The 25,979-nt window shown below is 74.6% G+C and carries 16 protein-coding genes; 15 read left to right on the top strand and 1 reads right to left on the bottom strand.

Features of this window, described 5'->3' with window-relative positions:
• Positions 1 to 184: 184 nt before the first annotated feature.
• A complete protein-coding gene (locus AB0R04_RS13930) occupies positions 185 to 3,517 on the bottom strand; it encodes a cytochrome P450 (RefSeq protein WP_363370869.1) in 3,333 nt (1,110 codons plus the stop codon).
• A 173-nt stretch (positions 3,518 to 3,690) separates the two neighbouring features.
• Here AB0R04_RS13930 and AB0R04_RS13925 point away from each other — a divergent pair, with 173 nt between their 5' ends.
• From AB0R04_RS13925 to AB0R04_RS13855, 15 genes are all read left to right on the top strand, one after another.
• On the top strand, positions 3,691 to 4,356 hold the full coding sequence (locus AB0R04_RS13925) for a LuxR C-terminal-related transcriptional regulator (protein WP_363370866.1): 666 nt from the start codon (positions 3,691 to 3,693) through the stop codon (positions 4,354 to 4,356).
• A 131-nt stretch (positions 4,357 to 4,487) separates the two neighbouring features.
• The gene (locus AB0R04_RS13920; protein ID WP_363370863.1) at positions 4,488 to 5,957 is read left to right on the top strand and encodes an MFS transporter; all 1,470 of its coding nucleotides are present in this window, start codon (positions 4,488 to 4,490) and stop codon (positions 5,955 to 5,957) included.
• Positions 5,957 to 6,409 (top strand): MarR family transcriptional regulator, encoded by a 453-nt coding sequence (locus AB0R04_RS13915; protein WP_363370860.1) that lies wholly within the window; start codon positions 5,957 to 5,959, stop codon positions 6,407 to 6,409. The genes AB0R04_RS13920 and AB0R04_RS13915 overlap by 1 nt, the downstream gene beginning before the upstream one ends.
• An 80-nt stretch (positions 6,410 to 6,489) precedes the next feature.
• Complete coding sequence (locus AB0R04_RS13910; RefSeq protein ID WP_363370857.1) at positions 6,490 to 6,624, top strand: hypothetical protein; 135 nt, start codon at positions 6,490 to 6,492, stop codon at positions 6,622 to 6,624.
• A 238-nt stretch (positions 6,625 to 6,862) separates the two neighbouring features.
• Positions 6,863 to 8,140 (top strand): helix-turn-helix domain-containing protein, encoded by a 1,278-nt coding sequence (locus tag AB0R04_RS13905; RefSeq protein WP_363370854.1) that lies wholly within the window; start codon positions 6,863 to 6,865, stop codon positions 8,138 to 8,140.
• Between the two features lie 197 nt (positions 8,141 to 8,337).
• A complete protein-coding gene (locus AB0R04_RS13900) occupies positions 8,338 to 8,784 on the top strand; it encodes a cobalamin-dependent protein (protein ID WP_107453099.1) in 447 nt (148 codons plus the stop codon).
• A complete protein-coding gene (locus AB0R04_RS13895; RefSeq protein WP_363370852.1) occupies positions 8,781 to 10,070 on the top strand; it encodes a methylaspartate mutase in 1,290 nt (429 codons plus the stop codon). Before AB0R04_RS13900 ends, AB0R04_RS13895 begins: the two co-directional genes overlap by 4 nt.
• 74 nt (positions 10,071 to 10,144) lie before the next feature.
• Positions 10,145 to 11,137 (top strand): asparagine synthetase A, encoded by a 993-nt coding sequence (locus tag AB0R04_RS13890; protein ID WP_363370850.1) that lies wholly within the window; start codon positions 10,145 to 10,147, stop codon positions 11,135 to 11,137.
• Positions 11,134 to 12,405, top strand: coding sequence for a glutamate synthase-related protein (locus tag AB0R04_RS13885; RefSeq protein WP_363370847.1), 1,272 nt, complete (start codon positions 11,134 to 11,136; stop codon positions 12,403 to 12,405). Before AB0R04_RS13890 ends, AB0R04_RS13885 begins: the two co-directional genes overlap by 4 nt.
• Before the next feature lie 229 nt (positions 12,406 to 12,634).
• Positions 12,635 to 17,341 (top strand): amino acid adenylation domain-containing protein, encoded by a 4,707-nt coding sequence (locus AB0R04_RS13880; RefSeq protein ID WP_363370844.1) that lies wholly within the window; start codon positions 12,635 to 12,637, stop codon positions 17,339 to 17,341.
• Between the two features lie 32 nt (positions 17,342 to 17,373).
• The gene (locus tag AB0R04_RS13875) at positions 17,374 to 21,855 is read left to right on the top strand and encodes an amino acid adenylation domain-containing protein (RefSeq protein ID WP_363370842.1); all 4,482 of its coding nucleotides are present in this window, start codon (positions 17,374 to 17,376) and stop codon (positions 21,853 to 21,855) included.
• A 9-nt stretch (positions 21,856 to 21,864) separates the two neighbouring features.
• A complete protein-coding gene (locus tag AB0R04_RS13870) occupies positions 21,865 to 23,637 on the top strand; it encodes a non-ribosomal peptide synthetase (protein WP_363370839.1) in 1,773 nt (590 codons plus the stop codon).
• Positions 23,634 to 24,431, top strand: coding sequence for a thioesterase domain-containing protein (locus AB0R04_RS13865; protein WP_363370836.1), 798 nt, complete (start codon positions 23,634 to 23,636; stop codon positions 24,429 to 24,431). Before AB0R04_RS13870 ends, AB0R04_RS13865 begins: the two co-directional genes overlap by 4 nt.
• 2 nt (positions 24,432 to 24,433) lie before the next feature.
• Positions 24,434 to 25,618: a cytochrome P450 gene (locus tag AB0R04_RS13860; protein WP_363370834.1), complete on the top strand. Its 1,185-nt coding sequence runs from the start codon at positions 24,434 to 24,436 to the stop codon at positions 25,616 to 25,618.
• Between the two features lie 143 nt (positions 25,619 to 25,761).
• Complete coding sequence (locus AB0R04_RS13855; RefSeq protein WP_063350320.1) at positions 25,762 to 25,974, top strand: MbtH family protein; 213 nt, start codon at positions 25,762 to 25,764, stop codon at positions 25,972 to 25,974.
• The last annotated feature ends 5 nt before the right edge of the window (positions 25,975 to 25,979 follow it).

Below are 25,979 nucleotides of genomic sequence, written 5' to 3'. Positions count from 1 at the left end.
CGACCTGCCGTCAGGTATCGGTCGGATAGTCATACGTATGGTGCGAACATCAGAACACCTTGATCGACAATGTGTCGAGGCTTGCATGGAAGGGGAGTTGGGAGATATGTGTGCGACAGGAGGCCGGCCGCACCCCGGGTGGGTGTGGCCGGCCTCCTGGTCGGGCGGGATCCGGTCGGGCGGCTCAGCGGCCCGCGTAGACGTCCTCGACGTAACGGCGCTCGTCGATCAGGCCCTGGAGCCAGGCCTGGGCCTGGCCCTCGTCGGCGCCGGGGGTCCGGCTCCGGTAGAGCTCGCGGAATGCGGCGCGGACGCCCGGGGCCATCCGGGCGCCGTCGCCGCACACGTAGACCTCGGCGCCGGCGGCGAGCAGGCTCCAGACCTCCGCGCCCTCGGCGGCGATGCGGTCCTGGACGAAGCGCCGGCCGTCGACGGGCCGTTCGCTGAAGACCGGGCGCATCGAGACGGCGCCGGCCTGCTCGGCGGCGAGCAGTTCGTCGCGGTGCAGGTAGTCGGCGTCGGGCGCGTCGCAGCCGAAGTAGAGCAGGGCCGGGGCGAGTTCGGTGGCCCTGTCCCTGCCCGTGTCCTCGGCGGTGGCGGTGGCGGTGGCGGTGGCGAGCAGGGCGCGGCGGTCGGCGACCGCGCCGCGGAACGGCGCCAGGCCGGTGCCGGCCGCGATCATGATCACCGGAGCGCGGTGGCCGATCCGGAACGTCTCGCGGCACGGCTGGAGGCGCGCCAGCACGGTGTCCCCGACGGCCGCCCGGTCGAGGTAGCCGGAGCCGACGCCCCGGAAGGAGCCCCGGCCGGAGCGGGCCGGGGCGTCGAGCACGGAGACCATCAGGTCCACGTGGCGAGGGGCGCTGGTCGGCGAGGTGGAGATGGAGTACATCCGGGGCCGGATCGGCGGCAGCAGTTCCAGCAGCACCGGCCAGGTCAGGACCTCCCGCAGGGCCGGGTGGTCCTCGACCAGGTCCAGCAGCGTCCGCGGGTCGTCCTCGGGCAGCGCCCGCAGCGCGGCCCGCTCGGGCGGGCAGGGGTTGAGGTCGGCCAGCGTCGCGCGCTGGGCGGCGCTCGGGCGGTCCTGCAACTCGACGTGGTGGGTGAGCAGTTCGCGGACCGTCAGCGGCCGGTCCACGGCGAGGATGGTGCGCCGGTTCGCCACGATGCCGAGCAGGGTGTCCGGGTCGGCGCCGAACACCTTGGCGGCGCGCTCGACCAGGGCCGGGTCGTTGGCCGGCAGTACCGAGACGTGGTCCGCGGTGCGGTAGTCGACGCCCTCCGGCAGGGCCAGCCGGACCAGGCGCTTGACCCGGGGGTAGGCGGGGTCGGTGAGGCTGCCGACCGCCGTGACGGTCAGCCCGATCACGCGGCGCTTCGCGGCCAGGGCGTCCAGCGGGCCGCCGGCCAGCTCGGTCACGGTGTACGTCTCCAGGGCGGCGGCCTCGGCGGGAGCGGGCGCGGGGCCGGTGACGGGGGCGACGACGGGTGCAGCGGCGTCGCCGTACCGCTCCAGCAGGGCCCGGCTCAGCGCCGTGGTGAACTCCGCCACCTTCCCGGCCAGATCGCCGGAGGCGTCGGCTGCGCCCCGGGCGAGCAGCCGGGTGCCGCCGAGGGCGGCGAGGCCCTCGTCGATCAGCGTCGGCACGCGCTGGTACGTGGCGGCGTACGTCCGGTCGCCGATGCCGAGCACCGCGTATCGGACGTCCTGCGCGAACCCGGCGGTGCCCCGGCCGCCGGCGCCCGTGCCTCCGCCGCCCTCGGCCTGTTCGGCCTGCTCGGTCGCCGTCCGGAGCCGGCGGACGAACTCCGCCGCGTCGTCCGTCGGCTGCCCGTTGTACGAGGCGGCGGTGATCACCACCGGCCGGTCGGTGGGCAGCCCGTCCGCGTAGGCGTCCAGCGGGGCGACGGCGGTGTCGCAGCCGAGCGCGGCCGCCGCGTCGGCCAGCTGCCGGGTGAACTCGCGGCAGGCACCGTAGTTGGAGCCGTGCAGGAGCAGCAGGCCGGTGCCCTGGCGGACCCGCCCGGGCAGGTCGGCGGCGCGGACCGGCGCGTCCGCCACCGCCGGGGGTGCGGGCGTGCGCGGGGCGAGGGCGAGGGTGAAGTCGTCGGGCTTGATGGTGAGCGTCTGCTTGATGGTCAGCTGGTAGTCGGCGTGGTCGATCAGCCGGTAGCGGTGGACCAGCATGCCGAGCAGCATGGTCGCCTCGTGCAGCGCGAACTGCCGCCCGATGCAGGCGCGTTCGCCGGTGCCGAAGGGCTTGAAGGCGTGCGGTGAGCGGGCCGCCTCGGGCTCGGGGTCGAAGCGGGAGGGGTCGAACAGCTCCGGGTTGTCGCCCCAGACGGGGTCGCGGTGCAGCATCATCGTGGCCACCAGGACCGGCTCCCCGGCGCGGATCGGGATCCGGCCGCCGAGCAGGGTGTCCGCGCGGGCCTCCCGGCTGAACGCGGGGGCCGTCGGCCACAGCCGCAGCGCCTCGTTGAGCACCTGCCGGGTGTACCGGAGCCGGCCGATGTCCTCGTACGAGGGCTCCGGGTCGGCCTGGTCGCCCCAGAGCGCGTCCACCTCGCGCTGGACCTCGCGGAGCACGGCGGGGTGCTTGACGAGGTAGTACAGCGCGAAGGAGAGCGCGCCCGAGGTGGTCTCGTGGCCGGCGATCAGGAAGGTGATCACCTGGTTGCGGATGTTCTCGGCGTCCAGTCTGCTGCCGTCGGCGGGGTGCACGGCGTCGAGCATCAGGCCCAGCAGGTCCTCGGCCGGGCCCTGTTCGGGGCTGCCGGCGCGGGCGGCGATCACCTCGTCCACCACCGAGGCCAGGTACCGGGCGTCGCCCCGGGCGGCCTGGTCGGGCTCGCCGTGGTCGAGTTCCGGGTCGCGCAGGAGCTTGTTCATCGCCCAGTTCAGGGAGCGGACCATCGCCTCGACGAAGGGGTGCGGCTCCTCCCGGTCGAAGGAGCCGAAGTCGAAGCCGAAACCGGCCAGCCCGATGGTGTCCAGGGTCATCCGGGTCATGTCGCCGGGCACGTCCACGACCAGCCCTGCGGCCGACCGGCCGTCCCAGGACTCGATCAGGCGGCGGGCCACCCGCAGCATCACCGGGTGGTAGGTGCGCATCGAGCCGAGCGCGAAGGCGGGCATCAGGATGTCGTGCGCCCTGGCCCAGTTCGGCTCCGCGTTGTACGCCGTGAACAGGCCGTCCCCGGTGAACTCGCGGACGTTCTCCAGGGCCGGTCCGATCGACTTGGTGAACCGCTCCTCGTCGGCCAGCTCCTCGACCAGGTCCAGGCCGCTGACGATCAGGGTGTCCCGCCCGTGCAGGCGCTGGACGAAGGCCGGGGCGTGCCGCCGGGCCAGCTCCATGGTGCGCAGCAAGGGGGCGGCGATCGGCGGCGCCGACGAGATGTCGACCAGCGGCACCCCGGCGGCGCTCTGCCGGGGCACCAGGGTCTCGGGCGGGAGCCCGGCCCCGGCCGGATTCGCAGCCTCGGCTGCCGCCGGGGTCATCGTCTCGGTCATGGGTTGTCGCCTTCCGTGGCAGGAGAAACCTCGTCGTCCTCCACTCTCGCCCGAGCAGGGCGGGAACCCGGGCCCGAGGACTACATGTTTGTGCAGTAGCGGCGGTCGCGGAAGACTTGTCAACGGACCGTCAGGTCTGCTGCACGCGCAAGTTGTACACGGGAGGGGCCGGGATGAGACTGACCGACTGCGAGTCGACGGCGGAGAGCTGGCAGGACCTCGCCGTCATCTGGCGCAACCGTACGCTGCGGTTGCTCGACCACGTGCCGGTGGCGCTGGCGGTGTGCGAGTTCAGCGGCCGGATCATGATCGTCAACCGGGCGATGGCCGCCGAATTCGGCCTGCTGCCCGGGCAGTTGCGCAACCGGAAGATCCTGGAGTTCTTCACCCTCCGGGACAGCGCCACCATACCGGCGCTCGCCGAGGCCGTCCGCCTGCACCGCCGCTCGCAGTACCCGGCGCCGGTCTCCTGGTCGGCCGCCGACGGCACCGAGCGGAGCGGCGAGATGACCGTCGCCCTGGTCGGCGACACCCCGGAGGAGGCCCCGAACCTGCTGCTCTCGCTGCCGGTCCGCAGCGGGCCCGCCGACCCGCCGGCCGCCCCCCGCCCCGAGGTGAGCCCGATCGAGGCCCGGATCCTCGCCGCCGCCGCCCGCGGCGCGACCACCGCCCAGATCGGCCGGGAGATCGGCCTCACCCCGGACGGCGTCAACTACCACCTCGCCCGGCTCACCCGCCGCTGGCAGTTGCCCAACCGCACCGCGCTGGTCGCCCGCGCCTACGCCACCGGCGTCCTGGCCCCCGGCGCCTGGCCGCCGGAGCCGGCCCCCCGACCATGACGGGGGCGGCTCGCGGGGGAGGCCAGCGGGCTGGGCTGCGCGGGCTGGGTTGCACGGGGCTGGGCCGTTCGGTGATTTAGTTATATGCTCACAATGATTTCAACAATACAAATACTTGTGGAGCCCCCACCATGCCGGACGCCGCCCTACGACGGCCCTGGCTCGTGCTCGCCATCTGCTGCATGAGCCTGCTGATCGTCAGCCTCGACAACACGATCCTGAACGTCGCCCTGCCCGCCATCCAGCGCGACCTGCACACCTCGGTGTCCGGGCTGCAATGGACGGTCGATGCCTACACGCTGGTGCTGGCCAGCCTGTTGATGCTCTCCGGCTCCACCGCCGACCGGGTGGGCCGCCGCCGGGTCTTCCAGATCGGGCTGGTGGTCTTCACCGCGGCGTCGCTGCTGTGCAGCCTGGCCCCCGGGCTCGGCTGGCTCGTCGCCGCACGGATGCTCCAGGCGGTCGGCGGATCGATGCTGAACCCCGTCGCCATGTCGATCATCAGCAACACCTTCACCGACTCCCGGCAGCGTGCCCGCGCCATCGGCGTGTGGAGCGGCGTCGTGGGCATCAGCATGGCCGCCGGACCGATCGTCGGCGGCGCCCTGGTCGAGTCGGCCGGCTGGCGGGCCGTCTTCTGGATCAACGTGCCGATCGGCCTGGCCGCGCTGTTCCTGACCCGCAGGTACGTGCCGGAATCACGGGCGCCGCGGCCCCGCCGGGTCGATCCGGTCGGCCAGGTGCTCGTCATCGTCCTGCTCACCGCGCTCACGTACGCGATCATCGAGTCGCCGGAGCGCGGCTGGACCTCGCCGCTCGTCGTCAGCTGCGCGGCGGCGGCGCTGGCCGCGCTGCTGGGCCTGCTGTGGTACGAGCCCAGGCGCGCCGACCCGCTGATCGAGCTGCGGTTCTTCCGGTCCGCGCCGTTCGCGGGCGCCACCGTGATCGCGGTCGCCGCCTTCGCCTCCCTGGGCGGGTTCCTGTTCGTCAGCTCCCTCTACCTGCAGAACGTGCGCGGGCTCACCCCGCTGCACGCCGGACTGTTCATGCTGCCGATGGCGGTGACGGCGCTGCTGACCGCACCGTTGTCCGGCCGCATGGTCGCCTCCCGGGGGCCGCGCATCCCCCTGCTCCTCGCCGGGGCGGCCCTGTGCGCGAGCGCCGGGCTCCAGGCGCTCACCTACTCCGAGCACCTTCCGACGGCCGTGCTGGTCGTCGCGTACCTGCTCTTCGGCACCGGCTTCGGCCTGGTCAACGCGCCCATCACCAACACCGCCGTGTCGGGCATGCCCCGTTCGCAGGCCGGTGTCGCGGCCGCGGTGGCCTCCACCAGCCGGCAGATCGGCCAGTCCCTCGGCGTGGCCGTCGTCGGCGCCCTGATGGCGGGCGGGGCGTACGCGCACACGGCGGCCTTCACCGACGCCGGGCGGACGGCGTGGTGGATCATCGCAGGCTGCGGCGCCGCCGTGCTGGTCACGGGTACGCTCACTTCCGGCCGCTGGGCCCGGGAGACGGCCCTGCGCACGGCGGAGCGGCTCGCCTCCGAGGAGACGCCGGAGGCGCCGGGGACAAGGGAGACGAAGGAGACGGTGAACACCTGATGGACCGCCCGCACACCGGCGAGCACCACGAGGGGGACGAGGCCGCCACCAGCACGGCGACCAGGGTCTGGCAGGGGCTGAACGCGCTCGTCCTGGAGCGCTACGACCGCCGCAAGACCGTCGCCGAAGCCCTCGGCATGAGCTTCAGCCGGGTCAGGGCGCTGCGCCGCCTCGGCGCCGACCCGATCACCCTGCGGGACCTGGCCGAGCGGCTGGGCAGCGACCCGCCCTACACCACCGTCATCGTCGACGACCTGGTGCGGCGCGGCCTCGCCGAACGCGTCACCAATCCCGCCGATCGCCGGTCCAAGCTGGTCCATCTGACCGAGGAGGGCCAGGCGAAGGCCGCCCTCGCCGTCAGGATCCTCACCACCCCGCCCGACGACCTGCTCGCCCTGCCCCCGGAGGACATCCAGGCGCTCGACCGCGTCCTGGCGAAGCTCCTGGACTGAACCCCCCGGGCGCGGGGAGCCGCGGCGGCCTCGGGCGGGTGGCCGCCACGGCCGCTGGTCGACCGTGCGAGGAGCGCTCGGTGGCCGCGCTGGAGCGGATCGGGCAGGAGCGGGCGAGGCTCGACGCGCACATCGCGGACACGGCCAGGACCCGCGACGCGCTGATGGGTACAGCCCCTGCCGCACTCGAGGAGCAGTCCGCCGACGGGCTGTGAGGCCAGGGTGAAGGTCGTGGGTGGGGCCGGTGATCGGCCGTTGATCGGGCGTAGACGGCAAGCCTGCAGCATCTGGAACCGGAGGGGACCGGTTCGGAGGCCACAGCCTGACCACCGGGACCCACGCGGTCGGACCACGGACCGCGCGGGTGCCCAGCGCTGATGCCGCCACCGGTCCCGACCCCCATCAGGAGTCCGGACCACGAAGGGCAGACGAGGCATGGACGGCGGGCAGTGGGTGCAAGCGGTGAGGCCGGCGGCGGGCTTCGGCGAGCAGTTGAGGGTACGGCGCGAGCGGATCGGCCTGACCCAACAGTGCCTGGCCGATCACGCCACCCTGAGCGTGCGGGCGATCCGGGACATGGAGAGCGGCCGAGTCAGAAGGCCGCGGAACGAGACCGTCCGGCTGCTGGCGGACGCGCTGCGGCTGGAGGGCCGCAGCCGGACGGACTTCGAGGAGGCCGCGCGTCGGCACCCGCTCGCCGATGAGCCGGCGGCCGTGGCGCCGGTCGCCCCGCCGGTGGCGCGCGGGGCCATCGTCGGCCGGGAGATGGAGGCCGAGGTGCTGTCCGACGCCTTCGCCGTGCACGGGGACCGGCTGGTCTCGCTGGTGGGGCTCGGCGGGGTCGGCAAGACCCGGCTCGCCCTGGAGGTGGCCCGCCGCCTGCACCTGGCCGCCTGCTGGTCGGTGCGCTGGGTGGACTGCGCCGGCGACCCGGCCCCCTGGCACGGCCGGATGGACGACATCGTCCGGGACATCGGCGACCGGCCCGCCCTGCTGGTGCTGGACGGCGCCGACGGCGGGGTGGACGCCGGCCGGCTGGACGGGCTGTTCCACCACTGCCCCGGGCTGCGGGTGCTGATCACCGCCCGGGAGGCCTGGCCGCTGCCCGGCGGGCAGGTCGTCCCGCTCGCGCCGCTGCCCGTACCGGCCCCCGAACTCGACGCCGAACCGGAGGCGTTGGCGCAGATCGGCGCCGTCCGGCTGCTGCTCTCGCACCTGCGCCGGCTGCGCCCCGGCTACACCCTGGAGCGCTCCGAGGCCCCCGCCGTGGCCGCGCTCTGCCGCCACCTGGACGGCCTGCCGGGGGCGTTGGAGCGCGCGGCGGGGTGGACGCTGGTGCAGTCCACCGCCCAGCTGCTGGCCCGGCTGTCGGCCGGCCCGTTCACGCTGGCGGCACCGCCGGTGGTGTACGGCACGCGCGGCGACGTCCGGGACGAGGTGGAGCCGGCGATCCAGCGGTTGACGGAGCGCCAGCGGGCCCTGCTGGACGTGCTCGTGGACGAACCCGGCGACTGGTCGGGGGAGGACGCGGTGGTCCGCAGCGGCTGGGCGCCGCAGACCTGCCTGGCGACGGTGCACGAACTGCTGTCGCGCGGACTGATCCGCAGCGTGCCCGCCCGCGACGGGGTGCGCTTCACGGTGCTCAACGTGTGCCGCCGCCTCCTCCGGGAGGAGCCCGGGCACCGGTTCGCGCCGGCCGGGGACGTCCAGCTGCTCGCCGTCGCGGGCTGACCACACGGCGTCCGTCCGGGTGTCGATACTGCCGCTTCTTGCCCGCATCTTGCCGCACGAGCTGCCGGTCGCCGGGCCCGATCGTTCCTAGCGTTCTCCGTGGGGCTGGACCGCCGCGGAATACGCGCCGGAATTCCCGGGCCGCCGGCAGGGGCGTCGGCGGAATTCCATCGAGGATCGCTACCGACGAGGGCTGGATTGTGGAGCACGGAAATGCAAGAGAGAGCAGACTGGACGTCGTCGTGACGACGACGGCCTCGGATTCGCACACCTGGAACCTGGTGTTCCTGCAACTGCTGCTGGAGGAAATGGGCCACCGGGTGACGAACCTGGGCGCGTGCGTCCCCGACGCCCTGCTGCTCTCCGAATGCCGCCGGATCGAACCTGACCTGATCGTGGTCAGCAGCGTCAACGGGCACGGCTACCAGGAAGGGCTGCGGGTGATCCCGGCCCTGCGCGCCTGCCCGGAACTGCGACGCACCCCGACGGTCATCGGCGGCAAGCTCGGCATCGCCGGAACCGACGACCCCGACCGCGAGCGCACACTGCTGGCGGCCGGCTTCGACCGGGTCTTCGAGGAGGACTCCGCGGTGGCCGGGTTCCGCGAGTTCGTCGACGGGCTGCACTCCCGGGTCCTGCTGTGACGAGCTTCGGCGCGTTCGTGGCGCAGGCCGCGGAGGCCGGCGCACTGGTCGTCCAGCCCCGGATGGGGATGGCGCAGGCGGCCCGGATGCGGGAGGGCCTGCTCGCCACCCGGGCGGCGGCCGCCGTCACCGTCGGCACCATCACCCTGGACAGCTACACCCGCACCGGTGACCTCGACGCCGCGCGGCGGGCCCTGGCCGCCGGGGCCGGCCTCAACGGCTACCCGATCGCCACCCACCCGGTCGACGTCACCCGGGCGGTCCTGGCCGGGGTGGCGGACGCGGGCTTCCCGGTACAGGTCCGGCACGGCTCGGCCGCGCCGGAGCACATCATCGGGGCGCTGCTGGCGGCCGGCCTGGACGCCACCGAGGGCGGACCGGTCTCCTACTGCCTGCCGTACGGCCGCACCCCGCTGCACGAGGCGGTGGCCCGCTGGCAGCGCAGCTGCGAACTGCTGTCGTCCATGCGGGAGTTCGGTGCGGATCCGCACCTGGAGACCTTCGGCGGCTGCATGATGGGCCAGCTCTGCCCGCCCTCGCTGCTGATCGCCATCAGCGTCCTGGAGGCGCTGTTCTTCCGCCAGCACGGGCTGCGCAGCATCTCGCTCAGCTACGCCCAGCAGGCCAACGCCCGCCAGGACGAGGAGGCGCTGGCCGCGCTCGGCCGGATCGCGGGCGAACTGCTCGCGGACGTCGACCACCACCTCGTGGTGTACGCGTACATGGGCGTGTACCCGCGCTCGCCCGGCGGCGCCCGGCTGCTGCTGGAGGACGCCGCGCGGCTCGCGGTGCGCGGCGGCGCCGCCCGGCTGATCGTCAAGACCACGGCCGAGGCGCACCGCATCCCGACTGTCGCCGAGAACGTCCGGGCGCTGGAGACCGCCGCCGCGGCCGCCACGGCGGAACGCGCCCGCCCCCGGCCCGCCGCCCCGCCGGACACCGGGATCGAGGCCGAGGCCAGGGCGCTGATCGGCGCGGTGCTCGACCTGGACGCCGACCTCGGGCGGGCCCTGGTGCGGGCGTTCGCGGCCGGCTACCTGGACGTGCCGTACTGCCTGCACCCCGACAACGCCGGGCGGACGCGCAGCTCGCTCGGCCCGGACGGACGGCTGCTGTGGTCCGCCGTCGGCTCGATGCCGATCGCCGGGCTCGCCGAGGGCGGCCGTGCGCCGATCCTCGGCTCGGCCGGGCTGCTGGCCGCGCTCTCCCAGGTCCAGCAGCGCTACGACGACCGGGCCGGGCGCTCGCCCGCACCCGCACTGCGGGGGCTGCCCGCCGCCCGGTGAGACGCCCGGTGAGGCGCCCGCTGAGAAACCACGCTCCACGCTCCACGAGAGAACGAGAGAAGAGGACCCCGACCATGCCCGACACCACGCCCCTGCCGCCGACCGACCCGGGCCGGCACCTGACCGCGCCGGCCACCCGCAGCGCGCTCCGGATCCAGCAGCACCTGCTCACCGCGGCCCGCGAGTTCCTGCGCGGCCGGGGCTTCACCGAACTGCTGCCGCCGATCATCGGCCCGGTCACCGATCCCGGTGCGCGCGGCTCCAAGCAGGTGGACATCGACTTCTACGGCCACCGCTACAAGCTGATGACCAGCGCGATCCTGTACAAGCAGGCCTCGCTGCTCGCCTTCGACAAGATCTTCTGCATCGCCCCGAACGTCCGCCTGGAACCGCTGGAGACCGCCGGGACGAACCGGCACCTCGCCGAGTTCCACCAGCTGGACGTGGAGGTCGCCGGGGCGAGCCGGGACGACGTCGTCCAGCTGGCCGAGGACCTGGTGGTGCACATGGTCGACAGCACCGTCCGCGCGCTGCCCAAGGAGTTCGCCGACCTCGGCCGGGACCCGCAGGCCTTCGCCGAACTGCTGCAGGGCTCCTTCGGCCGCATCCGGCACGCGGAGGCGGTCGCCGAACTCCAGGGCATCGGGCACCCGCAGAGCCCCGAGGCCGAACTCGACTGGGAGGGCGAGGCGTTGCTGTCGGCCCGGCGGGACCGGCCGTTCTTCGTCACCGACTACCCGAAGGGCTCGCGCGGCTTCTACGACCGCGAGCACCCCGACGACCCGGGCCTGCTGCGCAACTTCGACCTGCTGGCGCCCGAGGGCTACGGCGAACTGTGCAGCGGCAGCCAGCGCACCAACGACTACGCGGAGATCGTCACCCGGATGCGGGAGACCGGCGAGAACCCGCAGAAGTACCGCTGGTACCTGGACCTGGTGCGCGAGGGCGTGCCGGCCAGCGCGGGCTTCGGCATCGGGGTCGAGCGGCTCACCCGGTACGTCGCCGGGCTGGACGCCGTCTGGCAGGCCAGCGCCTTCCCGAAGATCGCCGGGGTGGTGTCGCCGTGAGCGACCTCAGCGCGCCGGGATTCCCGGAGGAGGAGGTCCGGCACCGGGCCCGCGCCGGGGCGGCTGCCGCCTTCCCGCCCGCCGAGGAGTACGGACACGTGCTGTTCGGCGCCGGCCAGTCGGGCGCGGCGGACCGGGCGGCGCCGCCGGACGCCCTGGACGCGCTGCGGATCGTCCCGCCGCTGTTCCTGCCGCAGCGGCTGGCCAAGCTGATCGACCTCGGCCGCGAGCCCGACTACCGGGACGTCGAACTCGCCACCGCCATCGGCGGGTTCGCCTCCGCGCTGCCGGTGTACGTCTCCGCGACCGGCTCCACCCGGGCCGCCGGCGGTGACCTCGGGCTGGCGCTGAGCCGGCAGGCCGGGGCGCTCGGCATCCCGATGGTGATCGGCGAGAACGTGGTGCCGGTCAACGGCTACGGCCGGCTCGGCGAGGCGGCCGACCGCACGCTGCTCGGCCGGCTGCGCGCCTACACCGAAGAACTTCCGGACGGCCTCGGCGGCGTGGCCGTCCAGCAGAGCACCGAGGACGCCGACGCCGAGGTGTGGAACCTCGTCCACAGCGACCCGGCCGCCCTGCCGCTGCTGGAATCCGGGCGGCTGGCCTTCGAGTTGAAGGTCGGCCAGGGCGCCAAACCGGGCCTGGGCGGCATGACGGTGCTGGAGGCCGAGGCCGCCGCCGCGCTGGGCGACCGCTTCGGGCTGGACCCGTTGTTCGGCGACGGGCGGGTGCTGCGCGCCGCCACCCCGGGCACCTTCACCGCGGAGATCCTGCGCCAGCAGATCCGGCTGATGCGCAACAACTACCCGCGGGTGCGGATCTGGGTGAAGCTCTACCCCGGCCGGGACGTGGCCGAGGCCGCCCGGGTGGCGCACGAGGCCGGGGCGGACGCCGTCGTGGTGGACGGCGCCGAAGGCGGAACCGGCTGGGCGCCCGGGGTGTTCCTGCCGCACGTCGGACTGCCGCTCGCGGAGTGCCTGCGCCGGCTGGCGGTCGCGCCGCCGCCCTCGCTGCTGGTCTCCGGGCGGATCTGGGAAGGCGCCAGAGCGGTCAAGGGCCTGGCCTCGGGGGCCCGTGCGGTGGGCCTCGGGCGGGCGGCGCTGATCGCCGTGGCGGAGGACCGGGAATTCGGGCTCCGCCGTTTCGTGGACTGTCTGGCGCTGGAACTCCGACTGCTGATCAGCGCGCTCGGAAAGTACGCTCCGCAGGCCCTGGACCGGGAGGACGTCTGGTCCCCCGAGGAATGCGGAATCACCGCCGGCCGGTAGCCCCGGCCTGCCCGGGTCGATTCCTGCGGCATGTCCGGAAAGCGGCAGCGGAAAACTGCCGATTTCCTTCCTCCTTTCCTGCCGATAGGGCCGTCGAATTCCCCCTATCGTCGAACTCGTCGCCGATTCATCTCACTTCTGGGGCTGGATGATGTCCTCTCGCGGTTTTCCTACTGAGAATGCTGCGCCCGAAAGCACGGCGCCCGAAATCACGGCGCCTGAAATAACGGTGTCCGCTTTCGAGCCGCCCGCTTTCGAGCCGTTCGCCTCCGCCGTCCGCCGCTTTCCGGAGCGGCCGGCCGTCCGCACCGGCGGCCGGACCGTCAGCTACCGGGAGCTGGACGGCCTGACCGCCGCGCTCGCCGCCCGGCTCGCCCCCGGGGGGATGGTCGCCGTCACCGGCCGCGACCGGCTGGACCACGTGGTCGCGCTGCTGGCGGTCCTGCGGGCCGGCGCCACCTACCTGCCGCTGGACCGGGAGGCCCCGGAGGAGCGCAACCGCTGGATCACCGAGGACGCCGGGGCCTCCCTCGCCCTCGGCGGCGAGGAGCTCACCGAGCTCACCGGGCGCAGTGCCGCTGCCGGTGCGGGCTACGTCATCTACACCTCCGGCACCACCGGCCGCCCGAAGGGCGTGCACGTCCCGCTCGCCGCGCTGACCGGCCACCTGGCCGCCGCCGTCCGGACCTTCGGCCTGACCGAGCAGGACGTGGTGCTGCAGTTCGCCCGTCCGACGGTGGACGTGGCCGTGGAGCAGGTCCTCGGCGCGCTGTCCGCCGGGGCCTGCCTGGTCCTCCCGGAGCACCAACTCCTCTCCCCGGCCGAACTGCTGGACCTGCTGGACGCCGAGGGCGTCACCGTCGCCAACCTGGCCGCCGGCTACTTCCAGGACGTGGTGGCGGCCCTGGGCGGCCGGGTGCCGCGCACCCTGCGGCTGATGATCTCGGGCAGCGACAAGCTGGAGCCCGCCACCGCCGCCGCCTGGTGGGCCGCGACCGGGGTGCCGCTGCTGAACGCGTACGGACCGACCGAGACCGTGGTCACCGCCACCACCCACCGGCTCGCGGGCGAGCAGCCCGAGGCGGGTGTGCCGATCGGGACCGCGCTCGGCGGGCGGCGGCTCTACGTGCTCGACGAGCGGCTGCGTCCGGTGCCGCCCGGCACGGCCGGCGAACTGTACGTCGGCGGGCCGCTGCTGGCCTCCGGCTACCTGGGCCGCCCGGGCCTGACTGCCGACCGCTTCGTCGCGGACCCGTTCGTGGCCCCGCTCGCGGACCCGGGCGGGGAGGCGCCCGCGGCGCCGAGCGGCGCTCCCGGCGCGCGGATGTACCGCACCGGCGACGTGGTGCGCCGCACGACCGAGGACGGCCCGCTGGAGTTCGTCGGCCGCAGCGACCACCAGGTCAAGGTCCGCGGCTTCCGGGTCGAGCCGGGCGAGATCGAGCAGGTGCTGGCCGGGTACCCGGGCGTCACCGGCTGCGTGGTGGTGGCGCGCGAGGGCCGGCTGGCCGGGTACCTGACCGGCGCCGCGCCGCAGTACGCCGAGGCGCGGGCCTGGCTGGCCGAGCGGCTGCCCGAGCACATGATCCCGGCGACGCTCACCGCGCTGGACGCCTTCCCGCTGACCGGCGGCGGCAAGGTGGACCGCCAGGCCCTGCCCGAGCCGCAGGCCGCGCCCGAGGGCCAGCCGACCGGCCGCCCGCCGCGCACGCCCGCCGAGCAGCTGATCGCGGCGGTCTGGGCGGACGTGCTCGGGGTGCCCGAGGTCGGGGCGGACGACAACTTCTTCCACCTGGGCGGCGATTCGCTGACGGCCGTGCGCGTGGTGGGCCGGGTCTTCGACGTCTTCGGCATGGTGTCCCCGTACACCATCTTCGACGCGCCGACGCTGGCGGAGTTCGCCGCCGCGGTGACCGCCGCCTCCGGCGGTGAGCGCCCGGCGCTGGTCCGCTCGGGTGCCACCGAGGCCCCGCTGTCCAAGTTCCAGCGCGGCCTCTGGTTCCTCGACCAGTGGAACCCGGACGCGCCGACCTACGTGGTGCCCTGGGTGTTCCGGTTCGCCGGGCCGGTCGACCCCGAGCTGCTGCGCCAGGCGCTGGCCGGGGTGGTGGCGCGGCACGAGAGCCTGCGGACGACCTTCGAGCTCGCCGAGGACGGCCCGCGCCAGGTCGTCCACCCGGCCGTGGAGCTGCCGTTCACGCTCACCGAGACCACCGCCGACCAGGTGGACGACCTGGTGGCCGAGGCCGCGCTGGAGCCCTTCGACCTGGAGGCCGGGCCGCTGGTGCGGGCGCGGGTCTTCCGGGCCGCCGGGGCGACGACGCTGCTGCTGCTCTTCCACCACATCGTCTGGGACGAGGGCTCGCTGCCGGTGCTGGAGGCCGAACTCCAGGAGCTGTACGCGGCGGCGGCCGAGGGGCGCCCGGCCGAGCTGCCGGAACTCGCCGTCCAGTACGGCGACTACGCGGCCTGGCAGTACCAGGACGACACCGCCGAGCGGCAACTCGACTACTGGCGCGAGCAGTTGTCCGACGTACCGGACGCCGACGCGCTGGCGCCGGACCACCCCCGCCCCGAGGAGCAGGCCTTCCGCGGCGCGTTCCACCGCTTCGCGATGCCGGATCCGGTGGCCGGAGCCGTCCGGGCGCTCGCCCGCAGCGAGGACGCCACCCCGTTCATGGTGCTGCTCGCCGGGCTGGCGCTCACCCTGCACCGCCGCTCCGGGCAGCGCGACCTGGTGCTCGGCTCGCCGGTGAACGTCCGTGGCCGGGCCGAACTCGACGGCCTGATCGGCTACTTCGTCAACCTGCTGCCGCTGCGCCTGAAGGTCGAGGAGGGCGTCTCCTTCCGCGAGCTGGTCCGGCACGTGCGCGAGGTGTCGATCGCCGGCTACCGGCACCAGGAGGTGCCCTTCGACGACATCGCGAACGCGGTGGTGGAGGAGCGCCCCGAGGACCGCAACCCGCTGTGCCAGGTGCTGCTGGAACTGCACCCGCTGGACACCCGCCCGCTGACCGTCGGCGGCTGCGAGGTCACCCGCGAACTGCACTCCAACCCCGTCTCCCGCTTCGACCTGTCCGTCTCGGTGGACGACCGCGGCACCGGCTTCACCGGCCGCTTCGAGTACGACAGCGACCTCTTCGAGGCCTCCACCATGGCCGGCCTGTGCGAGCAGTGGCTGGGCACCCTGGCCGCCGCCCTGGAGGTGCCGGGGCACGCCCTGTTCGAGGCGCAGGCCGCCCGGGCCCCGCAGGCCACCGCCCTGATCTCCGGTGAACGGACCGTCCCGTACGGCGAGTTGAACGCCGCCGCGAACCGGCTGGCCCGCCACCTGGTGGGCCTGGGCATCGGCCGCGGCGACACCGTCGCCGTACTCGCCGAGCGCGGGCCGGAGATGGTCACCGCGCTGCTGGCCGCCCTCAAGACCGGCGCCGCCTACACCCTGCTCGACCCGGACTTCCCGGCCGAGCGGCTGGCCGGCGCGGTCGCCGACACCGGCGCCGCCACGGTGATCACCCACGGCCACGCCACCGTGCCGTTCGCCGTCCGGCGCCAGGTGGACCTGGACGCCGCGGCCGCCGAACTGGCCCGGTACGCGGCGCACGACCTCGGCCTGCCGGTCGACGGCGGCGACCTCGCCTGCGTGATGTTCACCTCCGGCTCCACCGGCCGCCCCAAGGGCGCGGCCGTCCCGCACCGCGCGCTCACCACCACCTACCTCGGCCAGGACTACGCCCGCTTCGGCCCGGACGAGGTCTGGCTGCAGTGCTCGCCGGTCTCCTGGGACGCCTTCGCGCTGGAGCTCTACGGCGCGCTCTGCTTCGGCGGCGCGTGCGTCCTGCAGCCCGGCCAGCGCCCGGACCCGCAGACCATCGCCGAGCTGACCCGCCGCCACGGCGTCACCGAACTCCAGCTCTCCGCCAGCCTGTTCAACTTCCTGCTGGAGGAGCTCCCGGAGACCTACGACGGCCTCAAGCTGGCCATCACCGCCGGCGAGCGGGCCTCCGTCACCCATGTGGCCAAGGCCCTGGAGAACCATCCGGGCCTGGTGGTCGCCAACGGCTACGGCCCGGTCGAGAGCCTCGGCCTGACCACCTGCCACCAAGTCCGCCCGGAGGACGTCACCGGCAGCTCCGTCCCGATCGGCGTCGCGCTGAACGGCAAGGGCATCCTCGTCCTGGACGAGCTGCTGCGCCCCGTCGAGCCCGGCGTGACCGGCGAGCTGTACGCCTCCGGCGGCGGTCTCGCCTACGGCTACCTCGGCCGGCCCGGCCTCACCGCCGAGCGCTTCGTCGCCTCCCCGTTCGGCGCCCCCGGCGAGCGCATCTACCGCACCGGGGACCTCGGCTACGTCAGCACCGGGGGCCTGCTGGAGGTCACCGGCCGGATCGACGACCAGGTCAAGATCCGCGGCTTCCGGGTCGAGCCCGGCGAGATCGAGGACGCGCTCACCCGGCACCCCGCCGTCCAGGAGGCCGCCGTCACCGTCCACGAACCCGCCCCGGGCGACCACCGCCTGGCCGCCTACGTCACCGTCGGGGCCGACGCGCCGGACCCGGAGGTGCTCCTCGACCACCTGGCCGGCCTGCTGCCCGAGCACATGGTGCCCGCCACCCTGGACGTCCTGGACGCCCTGCCGCTCAACCACAACGGCAAGGTCGACCGGAAGGCGCTGCCCGCCCCCGCCGGGCGCCGGGCCGCCGCCCGCGACCCGCTGACCGAAGCCGAACGGCTGGTCGCCGAGGCCATGTGCGAGGTCCTCGACCTCACCGAGGTCGGCCGGGAGGACAACTTCTTCCGGATCGGCGGCAACTCGCTGGCCGCCGTCCGGGTCGCGATGCGGCTGTCCCGGGAGACCGGCACCCGCGTCCCCCCGCAACTGGTGTTCCGGGCCAGGACCGTGAGCGCCATCGCCGAACGGCTGGCCGCCCGATGACGGGCCGCACCGCACACGAAGGGAACGAGGCCGTGAGCCCGTCCGACCACCCGGCGCGCACCGCGCCCGCCTCGGGGCTGCAACGCGGCCTCTGGTTCCTCGACCGCCTCGATCCGCGGCAGGTCACCTACTGCACGCCCTGGACGGTCGACGTCACCGGTCCGCTCGACCTCCCGCTGCTCCAGCGCGCGCTGGACGCCCTGGTGGCCCGGCACGAGGTGCTGCGCACCACCTTCGCGCTGCACGCCGACGGCCCGCGCCAGCAGGTCCACCACACCCTCGCCCTGCCGCTCGCGGTGACCGACCTGCGCCCGCAGGGCGGCCCCGAGCAGGCCGGACGCCTGGAGGAACTGCTCACCGCCCGCTGCGCCGAACCCTTCGACCTGGCGGCCGGCCCGCTACTGCGCGCCGAGGCCTTCCAACTGGCGGACGAGCGCACCACGCTGCTGTTCACCGTCCACCACATCGTCTGGGACGGCTGGTCCGCCGAGGTCTTCGAGCGTGAACTCGCCGACCTGTACGGCGCCGCGGTGCAGGGCCGGCCCGCCGAACTGCCGGAACTGACCGTGCAGTACGCCGACTACGCGGTGGAGGAGCTCGACACCTCCTTCGAGGAGCACCTGACCTACTGGAAGGAGCAGCTGCACGGCGCACCCGCCCTGCTGGAGCTGCCCACCGACCGGCCCCGGCCCGCCGAGCGCGGCGCGGCGGGACGGACCGAGGAGTTCGGGCTCGCCCCCGGCACGGCGGCGAAGGTGCGGGCCCTCGCCGAGGCGGAGGGCGTCACCCCCTTCACCGTCCAACTGGCCGCCTTCGCCCTGCTGCTGAACCGCTGGACCGGCGCCGACGACCTGGTGATCGGCACCCCGGTCACCACCCGCAACCGGCCCGAACTGGAGCACCTGCTCGGCTACTTCGTCAACCTGCTGCCGCTGCGCCTGCGGCTCGCGCCCGGGCTGAGCTTCCGCGCCCTGCTGGAGCACGTCCAGGACGTCGCCTTCGAGGCCTACGGTTACCTCGACGTGCCCTTCGACCAGCTGGTCGACCAGCTCGGCACCGCCCGCACCGCGCAGCACCCGCCGCTGGTCCAGGTGGTGTTCGGCGCCCACGGCGAGGACCGCAGCCCGCTGGTGCTCGGCCCGGCCACCGCCGAGAGCCGGGTGCGCTCCAACGGCACCAGCAAGTTCGACCTCACCTGGTCCGTCTTCGACAGCAGCGGGACCGGCAGCGGGACGGGCAGCGGGGCCGGCGACCCCGGCGGCGAACTGCGCGGCGAGGCCGAGTACCGCAGCGAGCTGTTCGACGCCGGGACGGTGCGCCGGCTGGCCGCCGACTACGGCGCCCTGCTCACCGCGGCCCTGGACGACCCCGACGCCACCGTGCTGCGGCTGACCGGCCGCACCGCCGCGGCCGAGGCCGTCCGGGCCACCGACACCCCCGGCCACTGCCTGCACCGGCTGTTCGAGCAGGCCGCCGACGCCCACCCCGACCGGCCCGCCGTCAGCGACTCCGGCCACACCCTGAGCTACGCCGAACTCGACCGCCGGGCCAACCGCCTGGCCCACGCCCTGCGCGCCCGCGGGGCCGGCCCCGGCGACCGCGTCGGCATGCTGCTGGACCGCACGGCCGACGTCCTGGTCACCGTCCTCGGCGTGCTCAAGACCGGCGCCGCGTACGTGCCCGTCGACCTCGCCGCCCCCGCCGACCGCGCCGCGCTCGTCTTCGCCGACGCCGACGTCACCCTCGTCGTCACCGACCGTCCGGACCGGGCCCCCGAAGGCCCCTGGCAGGCCTACGACCTGACCGCCGAGGCCGCCGACCTGGCGGCCCGCCCGGACCACCGCCCGCCGGCCGCCGGGCGCCCCGGCGACGTCGCCTACATCATCTTCACCTCCGGCTCCACCGGCCGCCCCAAGGGCGTCGCCGTCGCCCACGAGCACGTCAGCCGGCTCATGGCGGACGGCGCGGAGCACTTCGGCTTCGGCCCGGAGGAGACCTGGACGCTCTTCCACAGCTACGCCTTCGACTGGACGGTCTGGGAGATGTGGGGCGCCCTGCTGCACGGTGCCCGCCTGGTCGTCGTCCCCTACGTCACCAGCCGCTCGCCGGAGGAGTTCGCCGAACTGCTGGAGCAGGAGCGGGTCTCCTTCCTCTGCCTCACCCCCTCGGCGCTGCGCCAGCTGGAGCCCGTGCTGCGGCGCGGCCCGCGCGACCTGTCCGCGCTGAAGTGGATCATGCTCGGCGGGGAGGCGCTGGACCCGGGCGTCGTCCAGCGCTGGTTCGAACTCGACCCGCCGCCCCCGGCCCGGCTCTGCAACCTGTACGGCATCACCGAGACCACCGTCCACGTCACCACCCACGACCTGGCCGGCAGCGCCGGCTTCGAGCGCAGCCTGATCGGCGCGCCCATGCCGCACCTCACCGCCCAGGTCCTGGACGACTGGCTGCGCCCGGTGCCGCCCGGCGCGGCCGGCGAGCTGTACATCGGCGGCGGCAGCCTCGCCCACGGCTACTGGGGCCGCCCCGGCCTCACCGCGGGCCGCTTCGTCGCGGACCCCTACGGCCCGCCCGGCGCGCGGCTCTACCGCACCGGCGACGTCGCCCGCCGCCTGCCCGACGGCGGACTGGAGTACATCGGACGCGCCGACTTCCAGGTCAAGCTGCGCGGCTTCCGGATCGAGCTCGGCGAGATCGAGAACGCGCTCGCCGCCCACCCGGACGTCGACGCCTGCGTCGTCGCCGTGCACGACGACCGGCTCGCCGCGTACGTCACCGGGCGCGAGCCCGCCGACGTGCGCGCCTTCCTCGGCCGCTCACTGCCCCCGTACATGGTCCCGGCGAGCTTCACCGTCCTGGAGTCGCTGCCGCTCACCGTCAACGGCAAGGTGGACCGCGCCGCGCTGCCCGCCCCCGGCCAGCGCAGCACGGCCACCGGAGGCCGCCACGTCGAGCCGCGCACCCCGGAGGAGGAGGCCTTCGCCGCCGTCTGGACGGAGGTCCTCGGAGTGGACGGCATCGGCGTCCACGACGACTTCTTCCACCTCGGCGGCGACTCCATCCGGGCCGTCCAACTCGCCGGCGCGCTGCACGAGCGCGGCTGGGGGGTGAGCCTGCGGGACGTCTTCAACGCGCCCACGGTCGCCGCCCTGCTGCCGCTGGCCGAGCCCGTCGCCGAAGGCCCGGCCGACCACGAGCCCTTCGCCCTGATCACCCCGGAGGACCGCGAGGACCTGCCGCCCGGCCTCGCCGACGCCTACCCGATGGTCTCCATGCAGCTCTCCATGGTCTTCCACATGGAGATCGCCGGCGGCACCGACAGCTACCACAACGTCAACTCCTACCGGATCTCGGGCGACCTCGACGAACAGGCCTTCCGCCGCTCGGTCGCCGAGGCCATGGAGCGCCACGCGGTGCTGCGCACCGGCCTCGACCTGTCCGGCTACGGCGAACCGCTCCAGCTCGTCTACGGGCGGCTGCCCGCGCCCGTCGAGTTCACCGACCTGCGCGGCGAGCCCGACCAGGACACGGCGGTCCGCGAGGTGTTCGACACCCACCGGTTCACGCCCTTCGACCTCACCACCCCGCCGCTGTTCCGGATCACCGTGCAGCGCCTCGCCGAGGACGCCTTCCAGCTCACCATCTCCGAGCACCACGCCATCCTCGACGGCTGGAGCTTCACCTCGCTGTTCACCGAGATCCTGGAGCGCCACACCGCCCTGGCCGCCGACCCGCTCGGCGCCCCCACCCCGCCGCCGCGCACCGCCTTCCGCGACTTCGTGGCCGTCGAACGGCAGGCCGCGGGGGACGAGCGCTCGCTCGCGTACTGGCGCGACCGGCTGTCCGGCGTCAGCGGCCAGCTGTTCCCCGGCAGCGAGGACGTGCACGAGGCGCCGCGCACCGTCGAGCGGGTGCTGCCCGAGGCGCCCGAGCAGCTGCGGCAGGTCGCCGACGCACTCGCGGTGCCCCTCAAGTCGGTCGCGCTCGCGGCCCACCTGCACGCCCTCGCCGCCATCACCGGGCGACGGCGCGTCACCACCGGCCTCGCCGTGAACGGCCGGCTGGAGCGGCTCGGCGGCACCGAGGTGTACGGGCTGTTCCTCAACACCGTCCCGCTGAGCTGCGAGCCCACCGGCGACCTGCTCGCCCTGGTGCGCGAGGTGCACCGGGAGGAACTGGACATGATGCCGCACCGCCGGGTGCCCTTCGCCCGGCTCGCCCGGCTGATGACCGACACCGCGCTGGACAGCCAGTTCGGCTACCTGCGCTTCCACGCCCTGGGCCAGCTCAGCTCCGCCCGCATCGTGGACGGCCGGATCGGCTGCGAGCCGACCCTGCGCCACGAACCCAACAGCTTCGCGTTCGGCGCCTCGCTGATCCAGGACCCGGTCTCGCAGCGCGTGCTGCTCGCCGTGGACCACCAGCGCTCCCTGGTCACCGACACCACCGCCGAGCAGTTCATCGACACCTACACGGCAGCCCTGCACGCCATGGCCGCCTCCGTCCGAGAGTCCTGAGGAACCGTCATGACCGACCTCCTGCACCGCCTGCGCGATGCCGTCGCCGCCCACCCCGAGCGCACCGCCGTCCTCGCCGGAACGGCCCGCCTGGACTTCGCCGAACTCGACCTGCGCACCGCCGCGCTGGCCCGCGCCCTGCGCGCCCACGGCGTCGGCCGCGGCGACCGGGTCGGCGTCCACCTCGCCCGCACCGCCGACCTGCCGGTCGCCCTGCTCGCCGTCTGGCGGGCCGGCGCCGCCTACGTCCCGCTCGACCCGGCCTACCCCGCCGAGCGGCTGGCCTTCATGGCTGCCGACGCGCGGCTCGCGGCCCTGATCAGTGCGGACGGCCTCCCGGCGGCCGAGGGCGTGCCGGTCCTGCGCCCGGACGCCGCCGGGCCGGACGCTGTCGCCGACGGCTCGGACCTGCCGGAGGCGGCCGACCCGCTCGACCCCGCCTACGTCATCTACACCTCCGGCTCCACCGGGCTCCCCAAGGGCGTCGAGGTGCCGCGCGGCGCCGTCGCCGCCCTGGTGGAGGCACTGGAGGCCACCGGCGCCTACCGCGCCGAGCCCGGGGTGGTCGGCTGGAACGCCAGCGTCTCCTTCGACGCCTCCGTCCAGCAGTGGGCCCGGATCTGCCGCGGCGACACCGTCCTGGTCATCGGCGACGAAGACCGCGCCGACCCGGCCCGGGTGGCCGCCCTGCTGTCCGAGCACGCCGTCACCGACCTCGACCTGACCCCCTCGCACTGGGAGCTGCTGCGCGAGCCGCTCACCGGCGCCCGGGTGCCGCGGCTGTTCATGGGCGGCGAGCCCGTCCCCGAGCACACCTGGCGGGAGCTCGCCGACGGCGGCATCGACGCGCTCAACCTGTACGGGCCCACCGAGTGCACCGTCGACGCCGTCACCGCGCCGATCAGCGGCCCCGGTCCGCACCTGGGCGAGCCGCTGCCCGGCGTGCGCCTCCACCTGCTGGACGAGAAGCTCGCCCCGGTCGCCGACGGCCTCGTCGGCGAGCTGTACCTCGCCGGGCCCGGGCTCGCCCACGGCTACCCGGGCCGCCCCGGGCTGACCGCCGGACGCTTCGTCGCCGACCCGACCGCCCCCGGCGAGAGGATGTACCGCACCGGCGACCAGGCCCGGCGCGGCGAGGGCGGCCGACTGGAGTACGTCGGCCGGGTGGACCGCCAGGTCAAGCTGCGCGGCTTCCGGATCGAGCTCGGCGAGGTCGAGCACGCGCTGGCCCGGCTGGAGGGCGTCCAGGCCGCCGCCGTCACCGTCCACGAGCCCGCCCCCGGCGACCGCCGGCTCATCGGCTACGTCACCGGCGCCGCCACCGCCGCCGAACTGACCGAGCGCCTGCGGGCCACCCTGCCCGCACACCTGGTGCCCTCGGCGATCACCGTGCTGGACGCCATGCCGCTCACCCCGAACGGCAAGGTCGACCACGCGGCCCTGCCCGCCCCCGCGGCGCAGCCCGCCCCCGCGGCCGAGGAGACGCCCGCCGAGGGCGCCGACGGGCTGGCGGAGCAGGTCGCCGAGGTCTGGCGCACCGTGCTCGGCCTGACCGGCGTCACGCCCACCGACGACTTCTTCTCGCTCGGCGGCCACTCGCTCGCCGCGCTGCGCGTCGTCCACCTGCTGCGCCGCCGGCTCGGCATCGAGCTCCAGCTGCGCCACCTGCTGGACTCGGCCGACCTGGCCGCCTTCACCGCCACCGTCGGGAAGGCCGTCGAGGCCGGCACCGCCGCCCCCCGGCCCGCCCTGACCGCCCGCTCCCGGGTGAGCGGCGCATGACCACCGCCGCGCGGGTGCGCCCCCGCGTCGAGGGGGACTGGCTGCTCGTCCCCGCGCCCCAACCGCACCGCCCGTTCCGGCTGTTCTGCTTCCCGCACGCCGGGGGCGACGCCACCGCCTACACCCCGCTCGCCCGCGCCCTCGCCCCGACCGCCGAGGTCTGGGCCGTGCGTCCGCCCGCCCGCGGCGGCCGCCTCGGCCACCCGATGCCCGCGAGCTTCGACCTGCTGGTCGACGCCGTCGTGGACGCCCTCACCTCGCACCTGACGGGCCGGTTCGGCTTCTACGGGCAGAGCTTCGGCGCCCTGCTCGGCTACGAGGTCGCCCGGGCGCTGCCCGCCGAGCGGCGGCCCGAACTGGTGGTCGCCGCCTCCGCCTCGCCGCCCGCCACCTGGGCCGGCCGGGACCGCCCGCAGCACACCGCCGACGACCTGCTGCGCCTCGCCGGCATGGGCGAACTCATCGAAGGCGAACAGGAGTTGAAGGAGCACGCGCTCCAGGGCATCCGTACCGACCTGGCCGTGGTCGCCACCTACCGCCCCCGCCCGCACCCGCCGATCGGCTCCGACCTGCACACCGTCGCCGGCGCCGACGACCCGATGCTCGCCTCCGCCGGACTCCAGGGCTGGGCCGTCCACACCCGCGGCGCCAGCGGCCACCACATCGTCCCCGGCGGCCACCTGCTCGCCACCGTCGACGGGCCCGGCCCGGTCGACCTGCTGACCTCCCTCATCGAGCGACCGGGCCCGGGCCACCGGGCCGGCGCCGCCGCCGACCAGTCCACGACGGAGTAGCCATGCTGACCACCACCCCGGTCGACCTCACCGACCCGGACCTGTGGGCCCGCCCCGACACCCCCGCCCTGGTCGCGGAGCTGCGCCGGGAGGCCTCCGTCCACCGCACCGACACCGTCGACGACGGGCCGATCTGGTCGGTGCTCTCCTACCGGCACTCCGCGGAGGTGCTGCGCAACGCCACGCTCTACAGCTCCGAGCAGGGCTCGCTGCTCGGCGCCGGCGAGGGCAACGTCCCGGTCGGCTCCGGCCGGATGATGGCCCTCACCGACCCGCCCCGGCACCGCGAACTCCGCGCGCCCGCCAACCCGTTCTTCGCCCCCGGCCCGGTTCGCGGAGCATCCCGCGGCATCACCGAACTCGCCGCCTCGATCGTCGACCGGGCCGTCGAGCTGGGCGAGGTCGACCTCGTCGACGCCGTCTCCGCCCTGCCGCTGTCCGTCATGTGCGACCTCCTGGACGTCCCCGAGAAGGACCGCGAGATGGTCGAGCGGGTCTGCGACGTCGCCTTCCTCGGCCGCACCCCCGAGGAGCGCCGGGCCGGCCACCAGCAGCTCATCCCCTACCTGCTGCACCAGGTGATGCTGCGCCGCACCGACCCGCGCGACGACCTGATCAGCAAGATGGCCACCTACCGGGTCGGCGGCAAGCTGCTGCCGATCGAGGACGTCGTCCTCAACCTGGACAACATCGTGGTCGGCGGCGTCCAGACCGTCCGCCACACCGCCGCCATGGGCCTCCACACCCTCGTCCAACACCCGGAACTGTGGCGGCAGTTGCAGCGGGGCGAGGTCGGCATGGACTCGGCGCTGGACGAACTCCTGCGCTGGACGTCCGTCGGGCTGCACACCCTGCGCACCGCCAGCCGCGACACCGAGCTCGACGGCCGCACCATCCGGCGTGGCGACCGGGTCGCGGTCTGGGTGTGGTCCGCCAACCGCGACCCGGAGGCCTTCGACCGGCCCGAGGAGATCCTGCTCGACCGCGCCCCCAACAAGCACCTCGCCCTCGGCCTCGGCGCCCACTACTGCATCGGCGCGCCGCTGGCCAAGGCCGAACTCGGCGCCCTGTTCACGGCGATGCTGGAGCGCGTCGCCGAGATCGAACCGACCGGGCCGGTCGTCCACAACCGCTCGATCATCAACTTCGGCCTGGACCACTTCCCGGTGCGCCTCACCCCGCGCTGAACCGGCCCGCCGCGGACCGCGCTGAACCTGCCCGCCGCGGACCGCCGACGGGGGCCGAGTCGAACTGCCGCGTTCCTGCCGCGACTCCTGCCGTTGCGCCCCCCGGCCCGCCCCTACCTTCGAAGCAACCCAAGGAGGACACCATGAGCAACCCGTTCGAGGACGACAACGCCGGCTACCTGGTGCTGGTCAACGACGAGAACCAGCACTCGCTGTGGCCGGTCTGGATCGACGTGCCGGCCGGCTGGACCACCGTCCACGGCGAGGACACCCGCCAGGGCTGCCTCGACCACATCGAGGCCAACTGGACCGACATCCGGCCCGCCAGCCTGACCGCCTCCCTCGCCCGGCAGTGAGCGCG

It is taken from the genome of Kitasatospora sp. NPDC056731 (assembly GCF_040687675.1).
Taxonomy (GTDB): domain Bacteria; phylum Actinomycetota; class Actinomycetes; order Streptomycetales; family Streptomycetaceae; genus Kitasatospora.
The sequence above is the reverse complement of the archived record's forward strand: the minus strand, read 5'-3'. Positions and strand labels throughout refer to the sequence as shown.

Excerpts from the sequence above, each read along its gene's own strand:
- AB0R04_RS13890 (WP_363370850.1), top strand. The coding sequence starts at position 10,145 with ATGCCCGACACCACGCCCCTGCCGCCGACCGACCCGGGCCGGCACCTG.
- AB0R04_RS13930 (WP_363370869.1), bottom strand. The coding sequence starts at position 3,517 with ATGACCGAGACGATGACCCCGGCGGCAGCCGAGGCTGCGAATCCGGCC.
- AB0R04_RS13865 (WP_363370836.1), top strand. The coding sequence starts at position 23,634 with ATGACCACCGCCGCGCGGGTGCGCCCCCGCGTCGAGGGGGACTGGCTG.
- AB0R04_RS13915 (WP_363370860.1), top strand. The coding sequence starts at position 5,957 with ATGGACCGCCCGCACACCGGCGAGCACCACGAGGGGGACGAGGCCGCC.
- AB0R04_RS13870 (WP_363370839.1), top strand. The coding sequence starts at position 21,865 with ATGACCGACCTCCTGCACCGCCTGCGCGATGCCGTCGCCGCCCACCCC.
- AB0R04_RS13860 (WP_363370834.1), top strand. The coding sequence starts at position 24,434 with ATGCTGACCACCACCCCGGTCGACCTCACCGACCCGGACCTGTGGGCC.
- AB0R04_RS13855 (WP_063350320.1), top strand. The coding sequence starts at position 25,762 with ATGAGCAACCCGTTCGAGGACGACAACGCCGGCTACCTGGTGCTGGTC.
- AB0R04_RS13920 (WP_363370863.1), top strand. The coding sequence starts at position 4,488 with ATGCCGGACGCCGCCCTACGACGGCCCTGGCTCGTGCTCGCCATCTGC.
- AB0R04_RS13925 (WP_363370866.1), top strand. The coding sequence starts at position 3,691 with ATGAGACTGACCGACTGCGAGTCGACGGCGGAGAGCTGGCAGGACCTC.